At 69.4% G+C, this 21,509-nt stretch carries 22 protein-coding genes and 1 other RNA gene; 18 read left to right on the top strand and 5 right to left on the bottom strand.

Translation table 11 applies throughout. The features are described from left to right. Nucleotides 1-955 (bottom strand): dihydroxy-acid dehydratase (locus tag PKA16_RS10885; protein ID WP_324403179.1); only part of this gene is annotated, 955 nt, incomplete at its 3' end. 109 nt (nt 956-1,064) lie between these two features. On the opposite strand from PKA16_RS10885, the gene lgt reads away from it, so the two are divergent. From lgt to PKA16_RS10860, 5 genes are all read left to right on the top strand, one after another. Continuing rightward, nucleotides 1,065-1,889, top strand: coding sequence for a prolipoprotein diacylglyceryl transferase (gene lgt / locus PKA16_RS10880; protein WP_324403178.1), 825 nt, complete (start codon nt 1,065-1,067; stop codon nt 1,887-1,889). An 8-nt stretch (nt 1,890-1,897) separates the two neighbouring features. Further along, nucleotides 1,898-3,280: a malonyl-CoA decarboxylase gene (locus tag PKA16_RS10875; RefSeq protein WP_324403176.1), complete on the top strand. Its 1,383-nt coding sequence runs from the start codon at nt 1,898-1,900 to the stop codon at nt 3,278-3,280. Nucleotides 3,281-3,308: 28 nt separating this feature from the next. Beyond that, a complete protein-coding gene (locus tag PKA16_RS10870; protein ID WP_324403174.1) occupies nt 3,309-4,091 on the top strand; it encodes an enoyl-CoA hydratase/isomerase family protein in 783 nt (260 codons plus the stop codon). A 26-nt stretch (nt 4,092-4,117) separates the two neighbouring features. Next, the gene (locus tag PKA16_RS10865; RefSeq protein ID WP_324403172.1) at nt 4,118-5,689 is read left to right on the top strand and encodes a malonyl-CoA synthase; all 1,572 of its coding nucleotides are present in this window, start codon (nt 4,118-4,120) and stop codon (nt 5,687-5,689) included. A 91-nt stretch (nt 5,690-5,780) separates the two neighbouring features. After that, nucleotides 5,781-6,389: a LapA family protein gene (locus PKA16_RS10860; protein WP_324403171.1), complete on the top strand. Its 609-nt coding sequence runs from the start codon at nt 5,781-5,783 to the stop codon at nt 6,387-6,389. Nucleotides 6,390-6,555: 166 nt separating this feature from the next. Here the strand turns inward: PKA16_RS10860 and PKA16_RS10855 are convergent, their stop codons facing one another. Further along, the gene (locus PKA16_RS10855) at nt 6,556-6,999 is read right to left on the bottom strand and encodes a universal stress protein (protein WP_324403169.1); all 444 of its coding nucleotides are present in this window, start codon (nt 6,997-6,999) and stop codon (nt 6,556-6,558) included. A gap of 144 nt (nt 7,000-7,143) precedes the next feature. On the opposite strand from PKA16_RS10855, the gene PKA16_RS10850 reads away from it, so the two are divergent. From PKA16_RS10850 to PKA16_RS10810, 9 genes are all read left to right on the top strand, one after another. After that, a complete protein-coding gene (locus PKA16_RS10850) occupies nt 7,144-9,471 on the top strand; it encodes a cation-translocating P-type ATPase (protein ID WP_324403167.1) in 2,328 nt (775 codons plus the stop codon). Next, a complete protein-coding gene (gene ccoS / locus PKA16_RS10845; RefSeq protein ID WP_324403165.1) occupies nt 9,471-9,608 on the top strand; it encodes a cbb3-type cytochrome oxidase assembly protein CcoS in 138 nt (45 codons plus the stop codon). The genes PKA16_RS10850 and ccoS overlap by 1 nt, the downstream gene beginning before the upstream one ends. A gap of 67 nt (nt 9,609-9,675) precedes the next feature. Next, nucleotides 9,676-11,112, top strand: coding sequence for a cytochrome-c oxidase, cbb3-type subunit I (ccoN, locus tag PKA16_RS10840; RefSeq protein WP_324403163.1), 1,437 nt, complete (start codon nt 9,676-9,678; stop codon nt 11,110-11,112). Between the two features lie 22 nt (nt 11,113-11,134). After that, nucleotides 11,135-11,752: a cytochrome-c oxidase, cbb3-type subunit II gene (gene ccoO, locus PKA16_RS10835; protein ID WP_324403161.1), complete on the top strand. Its 618-nt coding sequence runs from the start codon at nt 11,135-11,137 to the stop codon at nt 11,750-11,752. Nucleotides 11,753-11,770: 18 nt separating this feature from the next. Then, nucleotides 11,771-11,908, top strand: coding sequence for a cbb3-type cytochrome c oxidase subunit 3 (locus tag PKA16_RS10830; protein WP_324403159.1), 138 nt, complete (start codon nt 11,771-11,773; stop codon nt 11,906-11,908). Nucleotides 11,909-11,928: 20 nt separating this feature from the next. Beyond that, nucleotides 11,929-12,855: a cytochrome-c oxidase, cbb3-type subunit III gene (gene ccoP / locus PKA16_RS10825; RefSeq protein WP_324403157.1), complete on the top strand. Its 927-nt coding sequence runs from the start codon at nt 11,929-11,931 to the stop codon at nt 12,853-12,855. Between the two features lie 49 nt (nt 12,856-12,904). Then, nucleotides 12,905-14,326, top strand: a complete 1,422-nt coding sequence (gene ccoG, locus PKA16_RS10820; RefSeq protein WP_324403156.1) for a cytochrome c oxidase accessory protein CcoG — start codon at nt 12,905-12,907, stop codon at nt 14,324-14,326. A gap of 4 nt (nt 14,327-14,330) precedes the next feature. Next, complete coding sequence (locus tag PKA16_RS10815) at nt 14,331-14,609, top strand: nitrogen fixation protein FixH (protein ID WP_324403155.1); 279 nt, start codon at nt 14,331-14,333, stop codon at nt 14,607-14,609. 14 nt (nt 14,610-14,623) lie between these two features. Then, entirely contained in the window at nt 14,624-14,902 is a 279-nt protein-coding gene (locus PKA16_RS10810; RefSeq protein ID WP_324403153.1) for a hypothetical protein, read from the top strand. A 307-nt stretch (nt 14,903-15,209) separates the two neighbouring features. On the opposite strand, the gene ffs is transcribed toward PKA16_RS10810, so the two are convergent. Both ffs and PKA16_RS10800 read right to left on the bottom strand, forming a co-directional pair. Beyond that, nucleotides 15,210-15,306: signal recognition particle sRNA small type (gene ffs, locus PKA16_RS10805), an RNA gene on the bottom strand. 5 nt (nt 15,307-15,311) lie between these two features. Beyond that, a complete protein-coding gene (locus tag PKA16_RS10800; protein ID WP_324403151.1) occupies nt 15,312-15,563 on the bottom strand; it encodes a hypothetical protein in 252 nt (83 codons plus the stop codon). A gap of 201 nt (nt 15,564-15,764) precedes the next feature. On the opposite strand from PKA16_RS10800, the gene dnaX reads away from it, so the two are divergent. The 4 genes from dnaX (at nt 15,765) to PKA16_RS10780 (ending at nt 20,000) form a co-directional block, all read left to right on the top strand. Then, entirely contained in the window at nt 15,765-17,534 is a 1,770-nt protein-coding gene (dnaX, locus tag PKA16_RS10795; RefSeq protein WP_324403149.1) for a DNA polymerase III subunit gamma/tau, read from the top strand. 134 nt (nt 17,535-17,668) lie between these two features. Continuing rightward, nucleotides 17,669-18,004 carry a YbaB/EbfC family nucleoid-associated protein gene (locus tag PKA16_RS10790; protein ID WP_324403147.1) on the top strand — a complete coding sequence of 112 codons (336 nt, stop codon included), beginning with the start codon at nt 17,669-17,671 and terminating at the stop codon, nt 18,002-18,004. A 154-nt stretch (nt 18,005-18,158) separates the two neighbouring features. Next, on the top strand, nt 18,159-18,749 hold the full coding sequence (gene recR / locus PKA16_RS10785; protein ID WP_324403145.1) for a recombination mediator RecR: 591 nt from the start codon (nt 18,159-18,161) through the stop codon (nt 18,747-18,749). Nucleotides 18,750-18,935: 186 nt separating this feature from the next. Beyond that, entirely contained in the window at nt 18,936-20,000 is a 1,065-nt protein-coding gene (locus PKA16_RS10780) for an ABC transporter substrate-binding protein (RefSeq protein ID WP_324403143.1), read from the top strand. 24 nt (nt 20,001-20,024) lie between these two features. Here the strand turns inward: PKA16_RS10780 and PKA16_RS10775 are convergent, their stop codons facing one another. Beyond that, nucleotides 20,025-21,509 (bottom strand): transglycosylase SLT domain-containing protein, encoded by a 1,485-nt coding sequence (locus PKA16_RS10775; protein ID WP_324403141.1) that lies wholly within the window; start codon nt 21,507-21,509, stop codon nt 20,025-20,027.

Genomic DNA, 21,509 nt, shown 5'->3' with positions numbered 1-21,509 from the left:
TGCCGCTGGGCTTCATGTCGCAGAACACCGGCACCTTCTTGCGCATGCGCTCGAAGTCGTCGATGGTCCACTCGACGCCCGCCGCGTGCGCGATCGCCAGGAAGTGAAGCACGGCGTTGGTCGAGCCGCCGACGGCCATGATCACCGCCACGGCGTTCTCGATCGACTTGCGCGTGACGATGTCGCGCGGCTTGAGGTCCTTGCGGATGGCCTCGATCAGCACCTTGGCGGATTCTTTCGCCGAATCCACTTTCTCCTGGTGCGGGTTGGCCATGGTGGAGGAGTAGGGCAGGCTCATGCCCATGGCCTCGAAGGCGCTGCTCATGGTGTTGGCGGTGTACATGCCGCCGCAGGAACCGGTTCCGGGAATGGCGTGCTGCTCGATGTCCTTGAGTTCCTTGTCGTCGATCTTGCCGGCGGCGTTGGCGCCGACGGCCTCGAACACGCTCACGATATTGAGGTCGCAGCCGTGCAGGCAGCCGGGCAGGATGGTGCCGCCGTAGACGTAGATGCTGGGCACGTTGGCGCGCAACATGCCCATCATGCCGCCCGGCATGTTCTTGTCGCAGCCGCCGATGACGACGCAGCCGTCCATCCACTGGCCCTGCACGCAGGTTTCGACGCAGTCGCTGATGACCTCGCGGCTGACCAGGGAGTACTTCATGCCTTCGGTGCCCATGGCCATGCCGTCACTGATGGTCGGCGTGCCGAACACCTGGGCGTTGCCGCCGGCTTCGTGAATGCCCTCGATGGCGGCGTCGGCCAGGCGCTGCAGGCCCCTGTTGCACGGCGTGATGGTGCTGTGGCCGTTGGCCACGCCGACCATGGGCTTGTTGAAGTCGGCCTCGGTGTAGCCCATGCCGTAGTACATGGAGCGGTTGGCGGCGCGCGCCTTGCCCTGGGTGATGTGGGCGCTGCGACGGTTCAGGGGCAGGTCGGGCTTGTCTTCGGCCATGGCGGTGCTTGGTTCGGAGTGGAACGAAAGAGGCAAGTATGCGACATGCGCTCTCGACCCTGCCGCCAGGGGGCGTTCTGGACGGACCGACGCGATGCACAATGCCACCATGCTGATGCACCCGCAGTTCGATCCGATCGCCGTGCGCCTGGGGCCGTTGGCCATCCACTGGTACGGCATCACCTACCTTGTCGCGTTCGCGCTGTTCTACCTGCTGGCCACGCGTCGCCTGCGCCACCCGCAGTTCGCCGGCGTCGCCCGGCCCGCGCCCTGGACGCGGCGCGACCTCGAGGACATGCTGTTCTGGGGCGTGCTTGGCGTGATCGTGGGCGGCCGCCTGGGCTACAGCCTGTTCTACAAGCCGGCCCATTACGCCGAGCACCCCCTCGAGATCCTGGCCATCTGGCAGGGTGGCATGAGCTTCCACGGCGGCATGCTGGGCGTGATCGTGGCGTTGATCCTCTGGGCCTGGCGGCGCGACCGACCCTGGCTCCAGGTGACCGACCTGGTGGCGCCTTGCGTGCCGCTGGGCCTGGCTTCCGGGCGCATCGGCAACTTCATCAACGGCGAATTGTGGGGGCGCTTCGCTTCGCCCGACCTGCCGTGGGCCATGGTGTTTCCGCAAAGCGGCTCACTGCAGCCGCGCCACCCCTCGCAGCTCTACCAGTTCCTGCTGGAGGGCGTGCTGTTGTTCGTGCTGCTGTGGCTGTATGCACGCGGGTCGCGCCGGACGGGCCAGGTGAGTGGGGCCTTCCTCGTCGGATACGGCGTGCTGCGCTTCGTGGCGGAGTACTTCCGCGAGCCCGACGCCTACCTGGGCCTGCTGGCCCTGGGCCTGAGCATGGGCCAGTGGCTGTGCGTGCCGATGGTGCTGGGCGGGGCCGCGCTCTGGGCCTGGGCCAGCCGGGCGGGCGCGCCGGCGCGGGCAGGGTGAGCCAGGCCATGAGCACAGGCGGCCCGCCCCAGCCTCCGCACTCGGTCGCGGCCAGCGTGCGCGAGCGCCTGAGCGCGATGCTCGAGCGCGGCGTCGACGCGTTTGGCGCCTGGGGTCCGCGCCGCATCCTGCGCGAGCTCGAACACGTGCTCGACCCCTCGGTGAGCGAGGTGGAGGGCGGCCGCCGCGCGGCCGCCGTGGCCCAGTGGTATGCCGGCGCGACGGCTGAGCAGCGGCGCGACTGCTGGCTGCTGATGAGCGAGCACTTCACGCCCGACGTCTCGGCCATCGATGCCGCGCACGCGGCGTATGAGGCGGCGCGCGGCACGGAGGACGAATCGCGCGCCGAAGTGCGGCTGCGCCGCGCCTTCACCGCCCCGCGCACGCGCCTGCTGCAGCGTTTCTCCGCGTATCCCCAGGGGGTGCGTTTCCTGGTCGACCTGCGCGCCGAACTGCTGCCCCAGCTGCGCAGGGACAAGCGCCTGGCCGCGCTCGATGGCGAGTTGCAGGAGCTGTTCTCGACCTGGTTCGACGTCGGCTTCCTGGAGTTGCGGCGCATCAGCTGGGATTCGCCAGCCTCGCTCATCGAGAAGCTGATCCGCTACGAGGCCGTGCACGACATCAAGAGCTGGGCCGATGCCAAGAACCGCCTGGACGAGGATCGGCGCTGCTACGGCTTCTTCCATCCGCGCCTGGGCGATGACCCGCTCATCTTCATCGAGGTGGCACTGCTGCGCGAGATGGCAGCGGGCGTGGTGCCGCTGCTCGACGAGGAGGCCGACCCGGCCAACCTCGAGAAGGCCAGCTGCGCCATCTTCTATTCGATCAGCAACACGCAGGCCGGCCTCAAGGGCGTGAGCTTCGGTGATGCGCTGATCAAGCGCGTGGTGGGCGCGCTGCAGCAGGAATTCCAGCAGCTCAAGCTGTTCGCGACCCTGTCGCCCATCCCGGGGCTGCGCGCCTGGCTGCAGGCGCACGCCCAGGGCCTGCTGGATGCGATGGCGCCGCGCGCGCGCCAGGCCCTGGCGCTCGAGCTGGGCGTGGCCCAACCCGATGCGGCGGCGCTGCTGTCGGCCCTGGATGGATTGGCCGACTGGCCCGAGAAGTCGGCGCGGCGGCGTTGGCTGCTGGGCGCGGCGGCCCGCTACCTGGGACGCGAAAAGACCGAGGATGGCCGGCCGCTCGATCCGGTGGCGCGCTTCCACCTCGGCAACGGCGCGCGCATCGAGCGCATCAACTGGCTGGCCGACCCCTCGCCCAAGGGCATGAAGCAGTCCCATGGGCTGATGGTGAACTACCTGTACGACCTCAAGCGCCTGGACCGGCATCGCGCGCAGCTCGCGCAGGGGCGCATCCCCGTGTCCAGCGCGGTCGAGGGCCTGCTGGATTGATCGAGCCTGGAAGTGCGGGAGGGCAGCCGTGAGCGGTGAGGTACTTCGAGCGGACGAGCCCGGCGGCGTGGCCATCGTCACGCTGTCCAATGCACCGCGCCTGAACGCCATGACCCGCGCCATGTGGCGCGCGCTGCGCCAGGTGTTCCTCGACCTGCAGGCCGACCCGACCGTCCGCTGCGTGCTGCTGCGCGGCTCGGGCGGGCACTTCTGCGCCGGCGGCGACATCGCGGAATACCCTGCATTTCGCTTCGATCCGGAGAGCCTGCTCGATTTCCACGAGGGCGACGTCTGGGGCGGGCTGCAGGCCATGCTGGATTGCGATGTGCCGATGATCGCCGCCATCGGCGGCCATTGCATGGGCGCCGGGGTCGAGCTGGCCTGCTGCTGCGACCTGCGCGTGGCCAGCGAGTCCGCGCGCTTTGGCGCACCGATCGCGCGCCTGGGCTTTCCCATGGCACCACGCGAGCTGGCACTGGTCGTGCGCGTGGCCGGCGAAGCCAGCGCGCGCCAGTTGCTGCTGGAGGCTGCCGTGCTGGAAGCGGCCGACCTGCAGGCGCGCGGCTTCCTGCACGGCGTTGTCCCGGCCCATGAGCTGGCGGAGCATGCGCTCGCGCGTGCGCGCGGGATGGCTGCCCTGGCGCCGCAGGCCGCGCGCCTGAACAAGCAGGCCCTGCGTGCCCTGGCCAGCCGGGAGGCCACCGAGGCGACGCTGCTGGCTATAGTTGCACAGGCCTACCGCTACGCCGATTCGCCCGAGCATCGGGAAGGCATCGAAGCCTTCCTGGCCAAGCGCCCGGCCCGCTTCTGATCCCGCAACCCATCGCAACGACGACCATGGCCAACCAGAACCTGTTTGCCACCTTGCGCGCCGCCTTCCCGGCCGACCTCGAGCGTCCGGCGGTCGAGACCGACACCGGCCTCGTCTACTCCTGGCGCGACCTCGACCGCGCCACCGCCATGGTGGCGAACCTGCTGCAGTCGCTTGACCTGCCGCCTGATCCCGATGGCATGCCACCGCGCGTCGCGGTGCAGGTCGACAAGTCGGTCGAGGCGATGATCCTGTACCTCGCCACGCTGCGCGCCGGCTTCGTGTTCCTGCCGCTGAACACCGCCTACCAGAGCGGCGAGATCGAGTACTTCGTCGGCAACGCCCGGCCTGCCGTGGTGGTGTGCACCGGACGCAACTTTCCGTGGGTGAGCCAGATCGCCTTCAGTGCCGGCACGCGACACGTCTTCACGCTGGGCGACGACCGGACGGGCAGCCTGCTGGAGCGCGCCGCGCACTGCAGCGACCAGCAGGTGCCGGTGAACTGCCGCGCCGACCGCCTGGCCGCGATCGTCTACACGAGCGGCACCACGGGGCGCAGCAAGGGCGCCATGCTGTCGCACGGCAACCTGACATCCAACGCCGTGATGCTGAAGGACTACTGGGGCTGGCAGCCTGGCGACGTGCTGATCCACGCGCTGCCGATCTTCCACGTGCACGGCCTGTTCGTGGCGATCCATGGCGCGCTGCTCAATGGCAGCACCATGCTGTGGCACGGCCGCTTCGACCCCCAGCGGGCGATCGCCGACCTGCCGCGCGCCACCGTGTTCATGGGCGTCCCCACCCTCTACACGCGCATGCTGGCGCAGCCTGCGCTGGATCGCGCGCAGGCAGGGCACATGCGCCTGTTCATCAGCGGCTCGGCGCCGCTCTTGATCGAGACCTTCAACGACTGGCGCGAGCGCACCGGCCACACCATCCTGGAGCGCTACGGCATGAGCGAGACCATCATGCTGACCAGCAACCCCTATCGCGCCGACGCGCGCTACGGCGGCCAGGACGAGCGCCGCGGCGGCACCGTCGGCTTCCCGCTGCCGGGGGTCGAACTGCGCGTGCAGGACGAGGCCGGCAACACCCTGCCGGCGGGCGCGATCGGCGGCATCCAGGTGAAAGGGCCGAATGTGTTCGCCGGCTACTGGCAGATGCCCGAGAAGACCGCCGAGGAATTCACGGCGGATGGTTTCTTCCGGACCGGCGACGTGGGCCTGCAGGACGCGCGCGGCTACGTCACCATCGTGGGACGCAGCAAGGACATGATCATCAGCGGCGGCTACAACGTCTATCCGGCCGAGATCGAGGGCATCCTGAACGAGCTGCCCGGGGTGCTGGAGAGCGCCATCGTCGGCGTGCCGCACCCGGACTTCGGCGAGGTCGGCGTGGCGGTCGTGATCCCCCGGCCGGGCGCCGTGGCGCCGCAGCCGCAGGATCTGCTGGAGACGCTCAGGGCGCGCCTGGCCAACTACAAGATCCCCAAGCACTGCTTCGTTCTGGCCGAGCTGCCGCGCAACACCATGGGCAAGGTGCAGAAGAACCTGCTGCGCGAGCGCTACCAGGACCTGTTCCGCAAGGGCGCGGCGTGAAGGCCCGGCGCGGCGGGCGGACTACACTTGAGTCCATCGCGATGCGTCCGGTCGGGCGGCTTGCGTCGACAACAAACCAAGGAGCGGGCTGATGTCCTTGCGATCGCTTTTTCTGCTGCTGGTGTGCGCCGCCGTGGTGACCTTCGTTGGCGTCAACTGGGAGGAGATGAACCGCCCGACCGACCTGTCGCTGATCTTCACGCAGGTGCGCGCTCCGCTGGGTCTGGTGCTGCTGGGCCTGATGGCCCTGCTGGCCGCCCTGTTCGTGGGCGTCATGGCCTACACCCAGGGCACGGTACTGATGGAGACGCGGCGCCACGCGCGCGAACTGTCGGCGCAGCGTGAACTCGCGGACAAGGCCGAGGCCTCGCGCTTCACGGACCTGCGCGCGCACCTGGACAAGGAGGTCGAACGCCTGTCGGGCACGATCGACCGCCAGCTTCAGGAAACCCTCTCACGCATCGACCGTGCCGAAATGGGCTTGCGGGAGCGTCCGGTGGATACCGAGATCGGCCGCCTCGTGCACGATGTCGAGGTGCTCAACCGCGACCTGCACAACCGCGTCGACCGGCTCGAAATGGGCTTGCGCGAGGGCTTGGCGGGCTACATCCCGGCGCCGCCCAGCATGCGCCCCGCGGTGACCCATGACGCGTCCTCGGACGAGGGTGACGACCCGGTCGGCAACGCCGTGCCGCGCTGAGCCGGCCGGCCCGGGCCGGCGGCGTCATGTGGCGCGGTGGCGCGACCGCTGTGCGGCCTTGCGTTCAGGGGATGGCCCATGACACCGGCTGGCGCCGGCACGACGAATGACGGCTCTGTCATCGGAGCGCCGCGAAGTCATTCGTCATTTCGAATGCGGATCCGGTTCAGCGCAACACCAGCACCGGGATTTCCGAGCGCGTCAGCACCTGCTGGGTTTCGCTGCCCAGCAGCAGGCGCGACACGCCCTTGCGACCGTGCGAGGCCATGACGATCAGGTCCACGTCCTGCTTCTTGGCGGTCTCGATGATGGCGTCGGCCACCAGGTCGGACTTGACCACCACGTCGCTCGCTGCGACGCCCTTGGCCTGCGCTGCGTCGCGGATGGTGTCGAGGATCTTGTGTCCGCCTTCGGCCCAGTGCTTTTCCACGCGCTCCACTTCCTCGTTGCTGAGCGGCAGCGAGCCGTCGTAGTAGCTGCGCGGATAGTGCGGCACCACCGTCATGGCCACCAGCTCGGCGCCGCACTGGGCGGCCAGGGCGATGGCGTGATTGACGGCCTTGCCGGAAAGCTCCGAGCCATCGGTCGAGACGAGAATGCGCTTGTACATGGTTTCTCCTTGGAATGATCGCTTGTACCGGATCCCGGTGTGTACCGGCCCCGAGCATATGACGCAACCTTATCCGTGCTAACCCCAATTGCTCTTGATATGGATCAATCGGCTGCATCGGCCGCATCGTTAAGGTCGCCGGGTATGCAAGAAAGCCTGGCGGACCCGATTCCGCTGGCCCGCGCTCCGGCGGGGGCCGACGCGCCGGCGCCGGACCAGTTGGCCCTGCTCGACGCGCAGGAAGAGTGGCAGGCGTTCAGCCGGTCGCTGGCCGGGTCGCGCGGCGCGGATGCCGCCGCGGGCCGCTGGGAGTCGACGGTGGCCCTGGAAGGCATGCACTGCGCGGCCTGCGCCGGCACCATCGAGCAGGTGCTGCGCGGCGTGCCGGGTGTGCTCGAAGTCGAGGTCAGCGCCGCCGCGCGGCGTGGTCGCGTGGTCTGGGACGAACGGCGCACGCGCCCCTCGCGCTGGATCGGCGCGCTGGCCGGCACCGGCTACCGCGCCCTGCCGGCGCACGATGTCGCGGCCAGCGCACAGCGCCAGGCCGACACTCGGCGCATGCTGTGGCGCCTGGGCGTGGCCGGCCTGTGCATGATGCAGGTGATGATGTATGCAGCGCCGGTGTACTTCAGCGCGCCGGGCGAGATCGCGCCCGACCTCGTCCACCTGCTGCGCTGGGCCCAGTGGGTGTTGTCGGTGCCGGTGGTGCTGTTTTCCTGCCGGCCGTTCTTTGCCGGGGCCTGGCGCGACCTGCGCCTGCGCCGCATCAGCATGGACCTGCCGGTGGCGCTCGGCATGGCGATCACCTTCGTGGTGAGCTCGCTCGGCACCTTCGAGCCGGACGGCATGTTCGGCCGCGAGGTGTATTTCGACTCGCTCACCATGTTCGTGTTCTTCCTGCTCACCGGCCGCTGGCTCGAGTTGCGCCTGCGCGATCGCTCGGCCGGCGCGCTGGAGGCGCTGATGCATCGCCTGCCCGACAGCATCGAGCGCGCCACGGCCAGCGGCGCCTGGGAGCGCGTGGCCTTGCGCCGGCTGCGCGTCGGCGACCGGCTGCGCGTGCTGCCCGGGGCGGCGTTTCCGGCCGACGGCGAGATCCTCGCCGGCCAGACGGCGGTGGACGAGGCGCTGCTGACGGGCGAGTCGCGGCCGGTGGCGCGCGGCGTGGGCGAGGCGGTAGTGGCTGGCAGCCACAACCTGGGCGCGCCGGTGGAGATGCGCGTGCGCGCCCTCGGCGAGGACACGCGCTACGCCCAGATCGTGGCCCTGATGGAGCGCGTCGCGCTCGACAAGCCGCGCCTGGCGCAACTGGCCGACCGGCTGGCGACTCCGTTCCTCGTCGGCGTGCTGCTCGCCGCGCTGCTGGCCGGCCTGTGGTGGTGGCCGCGCGATCCGGGCCAGGCGGTGATGGTGGCGGTGGCGGTGCTGGTCGTCACCTGTCCCTGCGCGCTGTCGCTGGCGACGCCGGCGGCGATGCTGGCCAGCGCCGGCGCGCTGGCGCGCCGCGGCGTGCTGGTGCGCCGGCTGCAGGCGATCGAGGCCCTGGCCGCGGTCGACACCGTGGTGTTCGACAAGACCGGGACGCTGACGCGCGATGCCTTCGTGCTGACGCGCACCACGGTGCGCGACGGCGTCACGCCCGAGCAGGCGCTGGCGCTGGCAGCGGCACTGGCGCGTCACAGCCTGCATCCGGTGTCGCGCGCGCTGGTGGCGGCGCAGGGCCCCGACGCCCGGCCCGAACCGGTGGTCGAAGCGGTGCGCGAGCATGCCGGTGAGGGCCTGGCGGCCGAACTGGTGCGTGACGGCCAGCGCGTGCCGCTGCGCCTGGGGTCGGCCGCGTTCTGCGGCGTGCCGCCGCGGCCGGCCGATGGGCCGGTGAGCCACCTGGCCGACGACCAGGGCTGGCTCGCGAGTTTCGAACTGCATGAGGATCTGCGTGCCGATGCCGCGGTCGCGGTGGCGACGTTGCGCGCCCAGGGCGTGCGCGTGGCCCTGCTGTCGGGTGACCAGGCACAGGCGGTGCGCCACGCGGGCGGGCGCGCCGGCATCGACGAGGTGCTCGGCGCTTGCTCGCCCGACGACAAGCTGGCCTGGCTGCAGGCGGCGCAGCGGGCTGGCGCGCGCGTGGCCATGGTGGGCGACGGCCTGAATGACGGCCCGGTGCTGGCGGCCGCCGAAGTGTCGTTTGCCTTCGGCCGTGCCGTGCCGCTGGCGCAGGGCCGGTCGGACTTCGTGGTGCTGGACGAGCGCCTCGGCACGATTGCACGCACCCGCACGCAGGCCATGCGCACGCTGCGCGTGGTGCGCCAGAACCTGGGTTGGGCCATGGCCTACAACCTGGTCGGCATTCCGCTGGCGATGTCGAGCTGGATGTCGGCCTGGGCAGCCGGCCTGGGCATGGCCGCCAGCTCGCTGCTGGTCGTGCTCAATGCGCTGCGCCTGAACACGGCGCCGCAACCGGAGAATCCCTGATGGACGTGCTCTACCTGTTGATTCCGCTTTCGGTGGTGCTGGTGTTCCTGGTGCTGGCTGCGCTCGGCTGGGCGATTCACCGGGGCCAGTTCGAGGACATCGAGCGCGAAGGCGAGCGCATCCTCGAGGACGATTGATTCATATCAATCTAGACCCTGTCCAGATCGCGGATACTCGTGGCGATCCGGATGAGGAAGATCTGACATGGCACTCGCGAGCGCACAAGCGGCGGTCTACAACGACAAGGTGGTCCGCCAGTTCGCCATCATGACGGTGGTGTGGGGCGTGGTCGGCATGCTGGTGGGCGTGTTCATCGCCGCCCAGCTGGCCTGGCCCGACATCACCTATGGCATCCCCTGGCTGAGCTACGGCCGCCTGCGGCCATTGCACACCAACGCCGTCATCTTCGCGTTTGGCGGCACCGGCCTGATCGGCACCTCCTACTACGTGGTGCAGCGCACCTGCCAGACGCGCCTGTTCTCGGACAAGCTGGCGGCCTTCACCTTCTGGGGCTGGATGGCGGTCATCGTAGCCGCCGTGATCTCGCTGCCGATGGGCCACAGCACGACCAAGGAATACGCCGAACTCGAGTGGCCGATCGACATCCTGATCGCCCTGGTCTGGATCGCCTACGCGATCGTGTTCTTCGGCACCATCGCCAGGCGCCGCGTCAAGCACATCTACGTCGCCAACTGGTTCTACGGCGCCTTCATCCTGACCATCGCGCTGCTGCACATCGTCAACAACGCCGAACTGCCGGTGGGCTGGATGAAGTCCTACTCGGCCTACGCCGGCGTGCAGGACGCCATGGTGCAGTGGTGGTATGGCCACAACGCGGTGGGCTTCTTCCTCACCGCCGGCTTCCTGGGGATGATGTACTACTTCATCCCCAAGCAGGCCGAGCGCCCGGTCTACAGCTACCGCCTGTCGATCGTGCACTTCTGGGCCCTGATCTTCACCTACATGTGGGCCGGCCCGCACCACCTGCACTACACCGCACTGCCCGACTGGGCGCAGAGCGTGGGCATGGTGTTCTCGCTGATCCTGCTGGCGCCGAGCTGGGGCGGCATGATCAACGGCATCATGACCCTGTCGGGGGCCTGGCACAAGCTGCGCGACGACCCCATCCTGCGCTTCCTGATCGTCTCGCTGTCGTTCTACGGCATGTCGACCTTCGAGGGGCCGATGATGTCGATCAAGACCGTCAACGCCCTGTCGCACTACACCGACTGGACCGTGGGCCACGTGCACTCGGGCGCGCTCGGCTGGGTTGGCCTGATCACCATGGGCTCGCTCTACTACCTGATCCCGCGCCTGTTCGGCCGCAAGCAGATGTACAGCGTGAAGGCGATCGAGGCGCACTTCTGGATCGCCACCATCGGCATCGTCACCTACATCGCCGCGATGTGGATTGCCGGCGTGATGCAGGGCCTGATGTGGCGCGCGGTGAATGCCGACGGCACCCTGACCTACACCTTCGTCGAGTCGGTCAAGGCCACCTTTCCGTTCTACGTGCTGCGCCTGCTGGGCGGCCTGCTCTACCTGAGCGGCATGCTGATCATGCTGTGGAACGTGATCAAGACCATCGGCGCCGGACGTGCCGTGCCGGTACGCATTCCGGCCGCACCGGCCCACGCCTGAACCTGACGGGAGAGCGCAAGTCATGGCTGAAGAAAAGGTCACGGGCCACGGCCGGATCGAAACCAGCAACTTTCTGATGATCGTGCTGATCCTGCTGGTGGTCTCGGTGGGTGGGCTGGTCGAGATCGTGCCGCTGTTCTTCCAGAAGTCGACCACGCAGCCGATCGAGGGCCTGAAACCCTACACCGCGCTGCAGGTGGTCGGGCGCGACGTGTACGTGCGCGAGGGCTGCGTCAACTGCCACTCGCAGATGGTGCGGCCGTTCCGCGCCGAGGCGCTGCGCTACGGCCCGTATTCGGTGGCGGGCGAATTCGTCTACGACCGTCCGTTCTTGTGGGGCAGCAAGCGCACCGGGCCCGACCTGCAGCGCGTCGGTGGTCGCTACAGCGACGAATGGCACCGCGTGCACCTGCTCAACCCGCGTGACGTGGTGCCCGAATCCAACATGCCGGCCTACCCGTGGCTGGAGCGCAATGCGGCCAATGCGACCACCATCCAGGCCCACATGCGCGGCCTGCGCACGCTGGGCGCGCCCTACACCGACGAGGAGATCGCGCAGGCGCCGGAAGAACTCAAGGGCAAGACCGAGCTCGACGCGGTCATCGCCTACCTGCAGGTGCTGGGGATCCACCGGCGCTGAGCGACCAGGAGTGGGGACATGGACATCAACGTGCTGCGCGGCATCATCACCGTGGTGACCCTGCTGGTCTTCCTGGGCATCGTCGCCTGGGCCTGGTCGGGGCGCAACAAGACGCGCTTCGACGAGGCGGCGCGGCTGCCATTCGAACAGGACTGAGCGGACGCGAGGAATCAGGCATGAGCGATTTCACGAGCAACTTCTGGTCGGTGTACATCACCGTCATCACCCTGGGCGGCGTCTTTGCCTGCCTGCTGCTGCTGTGGTACAGCGGCCGCGCCAAGGCCCAGACCCTGCAGGACAACACCACCGGCCACGTCTGGGACGAGGACCTGCGCGAGATGAACAACCCGCTGCCGCGCTGGTGGGTCGGGCTGTTCATCATCACCTGCGTGTTCGGGCTGGCCTACCTGTACCTGTATCCCGGCCTGGGCAGCTATGCGGGCTCGCTCGGCTGGACGCAGACCGGACAGTTCGAGCGCGAGGTCGAGCGCGGCAACGAGCAGGTGGCGCCGATCTATGCCGAGTTCGCCGGCAAGGACACCGAGGCGCTGGCCAGGGATGCGCATGCGATGGCGATCGGCGACCGCCTCTTCATGAACAACTGCGCCCAGTGCCACGGCTCGGACGCGCGCGGCAGCACGGGTTTCCCGGACCTGACCGACCGCCAGTGGAACTGGGGCGGCACGCCGGCGCAGATCGAGGAAACCATCGCCAAGGGCCGCACCGGCATCATGACGCCGATGGCCGCCGCCGTCGGCTCGCCCGACGACGTGCGCAATGTGGCCAACTACGTGCTCAGCCTGTCGGGCGCCCCGCACGATTCGCTGCGCGCCAGCCTGGGCCGCGAGAAATTCGTCGTCTGTGCCGCCTGCCACGGCGTGGATGGCAAGGGCAACCCGCTGCTCGGCGCGCCCAACCTCACGACCGGCATCTTCAGCCACGGGCCGGTGATCGAGGCGCACGTCGTCGACATGATCAACCACGGCAAGACCGGCGTCATGCCGGCCTGGGAAAGCAAGTTCACGCCCGAGCAGCTCAAGGTGCTGACGGCCTATGTCTGGGGCAAGGGGGGCGGCGTGGCCGCCGCGCCAGCCGCCAACTGAGGCCGAGGATCCGCGGGGGCCGCCGAGCCCGGGCCCCCGGCCGACCGCCATGAATCCACCCGCCCGCGCCCCATCGTCCGCTGCCCAGGCCGGCCAGCCCGAGCTGGTCTCGCTCTACCAGAAGCAGAAGAAGATCTATCCGCGCGCCGCGCATGGCCTGTTCACGCGCTGGCGCTGGTTCTTCGTCTTCGCGACGCAGATCTTCTTCTATGGCATGCCCTGGCTGCAGTGGGGCGGGCGCCAGGCCATGCTGTTCGACCTGGAGGCGCGGCGCTTCTACATCTTCGGTCTGGTGCTGTATCCGCAGGATGTCATCTACCTCACGGGCATCCTGATCATCTCGGCCCTGCTGCTGTTCCTGTTCACCGCCGTGGCAGGGCGCCAGTGGTGCGGCTACGCCTGTCCGCAGACCATCTATACCGAGATCTTCCTGTGGATCGAGCACCGCTTCGAGGGCGACCGCCAGGCGCGCATGCGGCTGGACGCGGCGCCGCTGTCGCTGAACAAGCTGTGGCGCAAGAGCGGCAAGCACCTGGTCTGGCTCGCCATCGGCCTGTGGACCGGCTTCACCTTCGTCGGCTACTTCACGCCGATCCGCGAGCTCGCCGGTCACGTGCTGGACTGGTCGGTCGGGCCCTGGGAGACCTTCTGGATCGGCTTCTACGGCTTTGCCACCTGGGGCAATGCGGGCTTCATGCGCGAGCAGGTGTGCAAGTACATGTGCCCCTACGCGCGCTTCCAGAGCGCGATGTTCGACAAGGACACGCTGATCGTCACCTACGACGCGGCACGCGGCGAGCCGCGCGGCGGGCGCTCGAAGAAGGCCGACCCCAAGGCGCTCGGCCTGGGCGACTGCATCGACTGCACCATGTGCGTGCAGGTCTGCCCGACCGGCATCGACATCCGCGATGGCCTGCAGTACGAGTGCATCAGCTGTGCCGCCTGCATCGACGCCTGCGACGAGGTGATGGACAAGGTGGGCTACCCGCGCGGCCTGATCCGCTACTCGACCGAACGCGCGCTGGAGGAGGGCTGGGGCAGGCGTGAGATCCTGGCCCGCGTGCTGCGTCCGCGCGTGTTGATCTACAGCGCCATCCTGGCAGCCCTGGTGCTGGCCCTGCTCGCCAGCCTTTGGTTGCGCACGCCGTTCAAGGTGGACGTGGTGCGCGACCGCGCGACGCTGGCGCGCATCGTCGACGGCGCGCAGATCGAGAACATCTATCGCGTCCAGGTGATGAACGCGACCGAGCAGCCGCAGCGCTTCCACCTGAGCGTCGAGGGCCTGCCCGGGCTGACGCTGGCCAGCGCGCCCGAGGTGACGATCGACGGCGCGCAGTCGCTGTGGGTGCCGGTGCGCCTGCGCCTGCCCTACGGCGCCGCCGCGCCGGGTTCGCACGAGATCCACCTGCGCGTCGCCGCCGACGGCGTGGGTGAGGTGCGGGAGAAGTCCGTGTTCCTGGTTCCGAGGTAAACCGATGCAATCGAGTCCCACGCCCGCGGGCGCACCCTGGTGGAAGTTCGGTCACATGTGGCTGGTGGTGGCCGGCCCGGCGATCGTCGTCGTGGCCAGCCTGTTTACCTTCTGGCTGGCGCTGAGCCGGCCCGACCCGGTCTATTCGGACGCGCCGCGCCGGGCAGCGGTCGCGGGCGCCGACACGGCTGCAATCCCCGCCCTGCAGGCGCGCAACCACGCCGCCACGGGTGGCCTGGCACGCAGGCCGGCGAGGGGCGACGAGGCGGGGCGCAGCCAATGATGCGGGAACGCCTGATGGCCGTCGCCTGGCCCGCCTTCCTGGTGGCGGGGGTGCTCGAGATGATGGTGTTCGCGGTGCTGGATCCGCAGATGCTGACGCTGTTCGGTGAACAGGTCGATTGGCCGCGCGAGGCCATCTACACGATCAGCTTCTTCATCTTCTGGGCCATGCTCATGCTCAGCAGCGCCCTGACCCTGATGCTGGCGCGCCCGGCGCGCGACGTCAACGGCTTTGACCACCCCGATGCGGTGCAGCCTCCGGCGGACTGGGCGCCGCCAGAAATCCTGAAGTGAACCTGGATCAGGCAGTCGGATGCGCCCGCACCCAACCGGTGCGCATCGACAAAGGCGCAAAGCTCAATGCTCAAGGGGAGCCTTGGGCGTTTGCAAGCGGCCAACTGCCGGATCTGGGGTGAGACCCCCGTGGCGCCGCCAGCCTCCCGGGGCGGGCGCGCCCCGCCACCAGACGGGCTGCGGCCCCGGATGCCCCTGCCAGCCTGCACGGCAGCCATCGGGGCAGGGCCGCTCCAGGCGCCACAACGGACGCACGATGCCGTGGACCACCGAACCGCAGTTGCGCGCAGCATGGTCCGATATCGAAGGTGACGAGCCTTGACCCCGGCACTGGCTCCAGGGTGAGGGCTGCTTGGTTCCCCACCTGACCCGGTTGGCCCCTTCACCATGCGGGAAGGCCCGTCGGGGTCTATTGTAATGGGCGCAGGCGCCGCTCGGCTTCGTCAGGGCCGAAGCTCATCGCCAGCAGGTTGAATACCTCGGCGCGCAGGTGTTCCAGCCGCTCCGGGGCCACATGGCCTTGCAGCTGCGATCGCAAACGTTCGCTGCGTGGGTGCACGCAGTCGCGCAGGGCCTCGATCAGCACGGCGACCCGGGGGTCCGGCTCCAGGGCCCAGGCGCCGTTGGCGGCGAAATCGGGACTGGCAAAGTGACTGAACATGGTGGCATTACCAGCGTAAACCCTTGTTGCGAAAGCACCTCGGCGCAGTGAATCCGCACCGCTCCCGCAATCCTGATTTTTGCTGCAATGCAGCATACCCCGGTTCCGCCGCGTACGGGATAGGGGTTGCCCCGAGACCTGTCATGTTGGAGTCATCCCTCTAATCCGGCCCGGGCCGGTTCGCCCCGTAGAATCGCCCGCATGTCCTATCTGGTGCTGGCGCGCAAGTATCGGCCTCGCAATTTTTCCGAGCTGGTGGGCCAGGAGCACGTGGTCCAGGCGCTCGCCAACGCGCTCACGCGCCAGCGCCTGCACCATGCCTACCTGTTCACCGGCACGCGCGGGGTCGGCAAGACCACGGTTTCCCGCATCCTGGCCAAGTCCCTGAATTGCACCGGCCCGGATGGGCAGGGCGGCATCACGGCCACGCCCTGCGGCGTGTGCCCGGCCTGCACCGAGATCGACGCCGGGCGTTTCGTCGACTACACCGAGCTGGACGCGGCCAGCAACCGCGGCGTCGACGAGGTGCAGGGCCTGCTCGAGCAGGCGGTCTACAAGCCGGTGCAGGGGCGCTTCAAGGTCTTCATGATCGACGAAGTGCACATGCTCACCAACACCGCCTTCAACGCCATGCTGAAGACGCTGGAGGAGCCACCGGAGTACCTGAAGTTCGTGCTCGCCACCACCGACCCGCAGAAGGTGCCGGTCACGGTGCTGTCGCGCTGCCTGCAGTTCAACCTGCGCCCGATGGCCCCGGAGACAGTGCTCGGGCATCTGGCGCACGTGCTGGAGCGGGAGGGCGTGGCGAGCGAGCCGCAGGCGCTGCGCCTGCTGGCGCGTGCGGCGCGCGGGTCGATGCGCGACGCGCTGAGCCTGGCCGACCAGGCGATCGCCTTCGGCTCGGGTGCGTTGCAGGAGTCGTCCGTGCGCCAGATGCTCGGCAGCGTCGACCGCAGCGTGGTCTTCCACCTGATCGGCGCGTTGGCCGATGGCGATGGCCGCACGGTGGTGGCGCTGTGCGAGCAACTGCGCGAGCATGGCCAGTCGGCCGCGACGACGCTGGAGGACATGGCGGGCGTGCTGCAGCGCATGGCGGTGCATCAGGCGGTCCCCGACATGGCCGCGGACGAAACCGATCCCGACGCGCAGGAGACCGCGCGACTGGCCGTGCGCCTGCCCGCTGACGAGACCCAGTTGCTCTACAGCCTGTGCATCCATGGGCGCGCCGAACTGGGACTGGCGCCGGACGAGTACGCCGGGCTGACCATGGTGCTGCTGCGCCTGTTGCCGTTCAAGCCGACTGCCGCGGGGGCCGATCCGGCGGCGACCGTGGCTGAAAAAAAAAGCCTGAAACCGGCTGAACCGGCGCCGCCGGCGCCGGAAATCCCGCTCCCGGCCGCCGACCCGCCCGCGGGGCCAGCGCCACCCGCACCTGAACCCGAGTCCGAGCTCGGACCCGCGCCGGAGCCGGAGCCGGAGCCGGAGCCGGGGCCGCAGCCCGCCTCGGCGGCGGTGCCGGTGGTGCCGGTTCCCGTGCGCCTCATGCCGCCGGCACCGCCGTCGGCGCTGGCGCCAGCGGGCGCGTCGCCCGCTGGCGGCGACTTCTGGCACGCCCAGGTACAGGAACTGGTGGCGCGCGAGGCGATCACGGCACTTACGCGCGAACTGGCCTTGCAGGCGCAACTGGTGGCACGCGAGCCGGGGCGATGGCTGCTGCGCGTCGAGAACGAGTCGCTCGCCCAGTCCGGCGCCTGCACGCGGCTGCAGGCGGCGCTGCACGAACTCGGACACGTCGTCGCCTTGCGGGTGGAAATCGGCCCGGTCAGCGACAGCCCGGCGCGGCGCAACGCGATCGCCGCCACGCGCCGCCAGAAGGCCGCCGAGGCGCTGCTGCTGGATGACCCGTTCGTGCAGCGGATGATGCGCGAGTTTGGGGCGAGAATCGTGCCTGGCAGCATAAAACCCTTGTAACCCCCTGGGTCGCCTGCAGTGCCCTCCCCCTGAAGGGGGACGCTCCCGGTGACCCGGGAGACCCTGGCCACGCGGGCCTTGGCATGGCCCGCTCCGCGGCCCCTGGATTTGAATTTTTTGGAAGGAATGGATCGATGTTCAACAAAGGACAACTGGCCGGCCTGATGAAGCAGGCCCAGGCGATGCAGGACAACCTGAAGAAGGCGCAGGACGAGCTGGCCAGCCTGGAGGTCGAGGGCGAGTCCGGTGCTGGCCTGGTCAAGGTGCTGATGACCTGCAAGCACGACGTCAAGCGCGTCACCATCGACCCCAGCCTGCTGGAGGACGACAAGGACATGCTGGAGGACCTGGTGGCGGCGGCCTTCAATGCCGCCGTGCGCAAGGCGGAGGAGGTGTCGGCCGAGAAGATGGGCAAGCTGATGCCGGCCGGCATGCCGGGGCTGCCGGGCGGCATGAAGTTTCCGTTCTGACCACGGATGACGGATGACGGATGACGGCGCACCATGGCCTCGCCGCCGCGCGTCTCGATGACGGCGGCTGCGCCGCCATGACGATCAGCTCCGTGTCATTGGCCATCCAGGCCGTGCAGCGGCGAGGCCCTTCGTCAGTCGTCATCACCCGGGCATGAGCGACACCCACAGCCTCGATACCCTGGTCCAGGCGCTGCGCCGCCTTCCGGGCGTGGGCGTGCGCTCGGCGCAGCGCATGGCGTTTCACCTGCTGCAGCACGACCGCGCAGGCGCGCTGCAACTGGCACGGGCGCTGGAGGGCGCGGTGCAGCAGGTGCGCCATTGCACGCTCTGCCACACCTTCACCGAGGGCGAGATCTGCAGCATCTGTGCCGACCCGCGGCGTGACGCCAGCAAGCTGTGCGTGGTGGAGACGCCGGCCGACCAGGCGGCGCTGGAGCGCACGGCGGCCTTCAACGGGCGCTACTTCGTGCTGATGGGGCGGCTCAGTCCGCTGGATGGCATCGGGCCAGGCGACATCGGCATCGACGAACTGCTGGCGCGCGCTGGCGACGGCGTGGTGCGCGAGGTGATCCTGGCGACCAACTTCACCGCCGAGGGCGAAGCCACCGCCCACGTGCTGGCGCAGGCACTGAAAAGCCGCGGCCTGGCGGTGACCCGGCTGGCGCGCGGCGTGCCCGCCGGCAGCGAGCTGGAATACGTGGATCTGGGCACCATCGCGCACGCGCTCGTCGATCGGCACTGAACGCCGGCCCGATCCGCGGGCCCCAGCCCGATGAACGGGTTGGAGGGCGGCCTTTCCGGGTGGTCGCGCATGGTACGCCGCGCACCTCTCCTTGTAGGCGAAAATAATTAGTATTCGCCATCCATGGAAACCCGATGCGGGCACGTCCCGATGCGCCAGCGGCGGCCGTGGGCTACCGTCACTCGCGTGACTGCACCGCTGCATCTTCCGCCCACCGCGCCGCTGCGCCGCCGGTTGCTGGTGGCCGCCTCGCTGTTCGGCTGCCTGCCGGGCGCGGCGCTGCGCGCCCAGGGTGCGCTGGAGAAGCCGCGCCTGACGCTGGCGTTGGGCGGCCGCTCCACGCTGTACTTCCTGCCGATCACGATTGCCGAACAGCTGGGCTACTTTGCCGAGGAGGGGCTGGAGCTCGAACTGCAGGACCACGCCGGGGGCGGCCTGGCCCAGCGCGCCATGCTGGCGGGCGAGGCCGACCTGGTGGCGGGCGCGTACGAACACACCATCGTGTTGCGCCAGCGCGGCCGCGGCTGCCGCGCCTTCGTGCAGTTCGGGCGAGCCCCGCAGTCCGTGTTCGGGATCGGCAAGCGGGTCTTCCCGGATTTCCAGGACCTGGGGCAGCTCAAGGGCCGGCGTGTCGGCATCAGCGCGGCCGATTCGGCGACCGAGTGGTTTGCTCGCCTGGTGCTGGCGCGCGGCCGGCTGGCCGCCAGCGCGGTCGAGTTGGTGGGGGTCGGCACCTCGATAGCGGCAGCCAGCGCGCTGCGCGAGGGTCGCATCGATGCCCTGGTGAACGTCGATCCGGTGGTCAGCCTGCTGGAGCTGGGGGGCGAGCTGCGCGTGATTGCCGATGCGCGCTCGTTGCGCGGCACGCAGGAGCTTTTCGAGGGGCCGATGCCGGGGGGCTGCCTGTACGCGCCGCAGGGCTTCATCGTGCGTTATCCGCGTACCGTGCAGGCACTGGCCAATGCGGTGGTACGGGCGCTCAAGTGGCTGCAGACGGCAGGCCCGAGCGACATCGTGCGGACCGTGCCCGAGGTCTACATGTCCGGTGACCGCGCCACCTACCTGAGCGCACTGGAGAAGGTGCGCGAGGCGTTCTCCCCGGACGGCCTGCTGCCCGAACAGGCGGTGACCACGGCGCACGCGATGATCGCACGCTTCGCCCCGGATGGGGTGGCGGTGCGGGCGCCGGCACCGGCGGCCACCTACACCAACGAGTTCGTACAGCGGGCGCGGCAGAAATACGCGAGCTGAGGCGGCCTGCGTCCTGCGCCGCGCTCAACGCTTGCGCGCATGCGCCGGCGCAGCGCGACGCGCGCTGGCGCGGCCGGTGCGGCGTGCCTTCGCGCGGGCGGGTGGGACAGCCCGCGCCGTGCTGCTGGCGCGTACCGGCAGATAGACGACGACGCCGCGGCCGGCGCGCAGCGGCGTGTTGGCGCTCGCCTTGTTCCAGCCGGCGACGGTCGCCGCCGGCAGGTCGTAGCGTGCCGCCAGCCGGGCGATGGTATCGCCCTTCTGGGCGCGCACCGTGGTGCGGCGCAGCACCACCTCGGGCGCAACCGAGAGCTGGGCGTTGTCAACGACCTGGCTTGCCACCGCCGCGGGCGTATGGCCGTTGCGCGCCACCAGCAGCGTCGATCCCTTGCGGATCAGCATGCCGCGCGGGATGGCGTTGAGTTCGCGCAGCGCGGCCTCGTCCATGCCGACGCGCTGCGCGGCTTCGCGCGTCGGCAGGGTGGCTGGCGCGACCCAGGCGGTCCAGGAGGCGATGGTCGCCGGATCGGTCGCCGCCAGGTTCTTCTTGAACACGGCGGCGTTGTCCCAGGGGAGCAACACCTGGGGCGTGCCGGCGGCGAAGATGATGGGTTTGCGCTGCGAAGGATTGAGCGCGCGGAAGTCCTCCAGCCGCACCTCGGCCAGGCGCGCCGCCACTTCGACGTCGATGTCGCGCGTGATGTCGACGGTGTCGAAGAACGGGTGGTTGCCGATCACCGGCAAGACCGCGCCCAGGGCGTCGGGGCGCGCGATGATGTTCTTCACCGCCTGCAGCTTGGGCACGTAGTTGGCGGTCTCGGCGGGCATGGTGAGATCGACGTAACCGGTCGGCAGGCCGGCGGTCCTGTTGCGCTCGATGGCGCGGCCGACGTTGCCCTGGCCCCAGTTGTAGGCCGCCAGCGCGAGATGCCAGTCGCCGAACATGTCGTGCAGCATCTGCAGGTAGTCCAGCGCCGCGCGCGTGGAGGCCAGCACGTCGCGCCGGTCGTCGCGCAGCATGTTCTGGCGCAGCTCGAAGTCGTTGCCGGTGGCCGGCATGAATTGCCACAGCCCGGCGGCCTTGGCGCTGGAGATGGCCTGCGGGTTGAACGCCGATTCGATGTAGGGAAGCAGGGCCAGTTCGGTCGGCATGCCGCGCAGCTCGAGCTCCTCGACCACGTGGAACAGGTACAGGCGCGAGCGCTCCACCATGCGCCCGATGTAGTCGGGCCGGCTGACATACCACTGCTCCTGCTTGCGCACCAGTTCGGTGTCCAGGTCGGGCATGGCAAAGCCGCGCCGGATGCGCTCCCACAGGTCGTTCGGGGCGCTGAGGGCCGCCACCTCGGGGGCATGCAGCTCGGTCACCTCGACCGGCGGCATCACCCCGGGCTGGCCGGTGCTGCTGGCCGTGGGCGTGCCCGTGGCATCGGTGGAAACGGAGCCCGGCGCCGCGCACCCGACCAGCCAGACACAGGCGCCAAGCGCCAGCACATGCAGGAATTTCAT

Source organism: Ottowia sp. (genome assembly GCF_035325765.1).
Lineage (GTDB): Bacteria > Pseudomonadota > Gammaproteobacteria > Burkholderiales > Burkholderiaceae_C > Ottowia.
The sequence above is the reverse complement of the archived record's forward strand: the minus strand, read 5'-3'. Positions and strand labels throughout refer to the sequence as shown.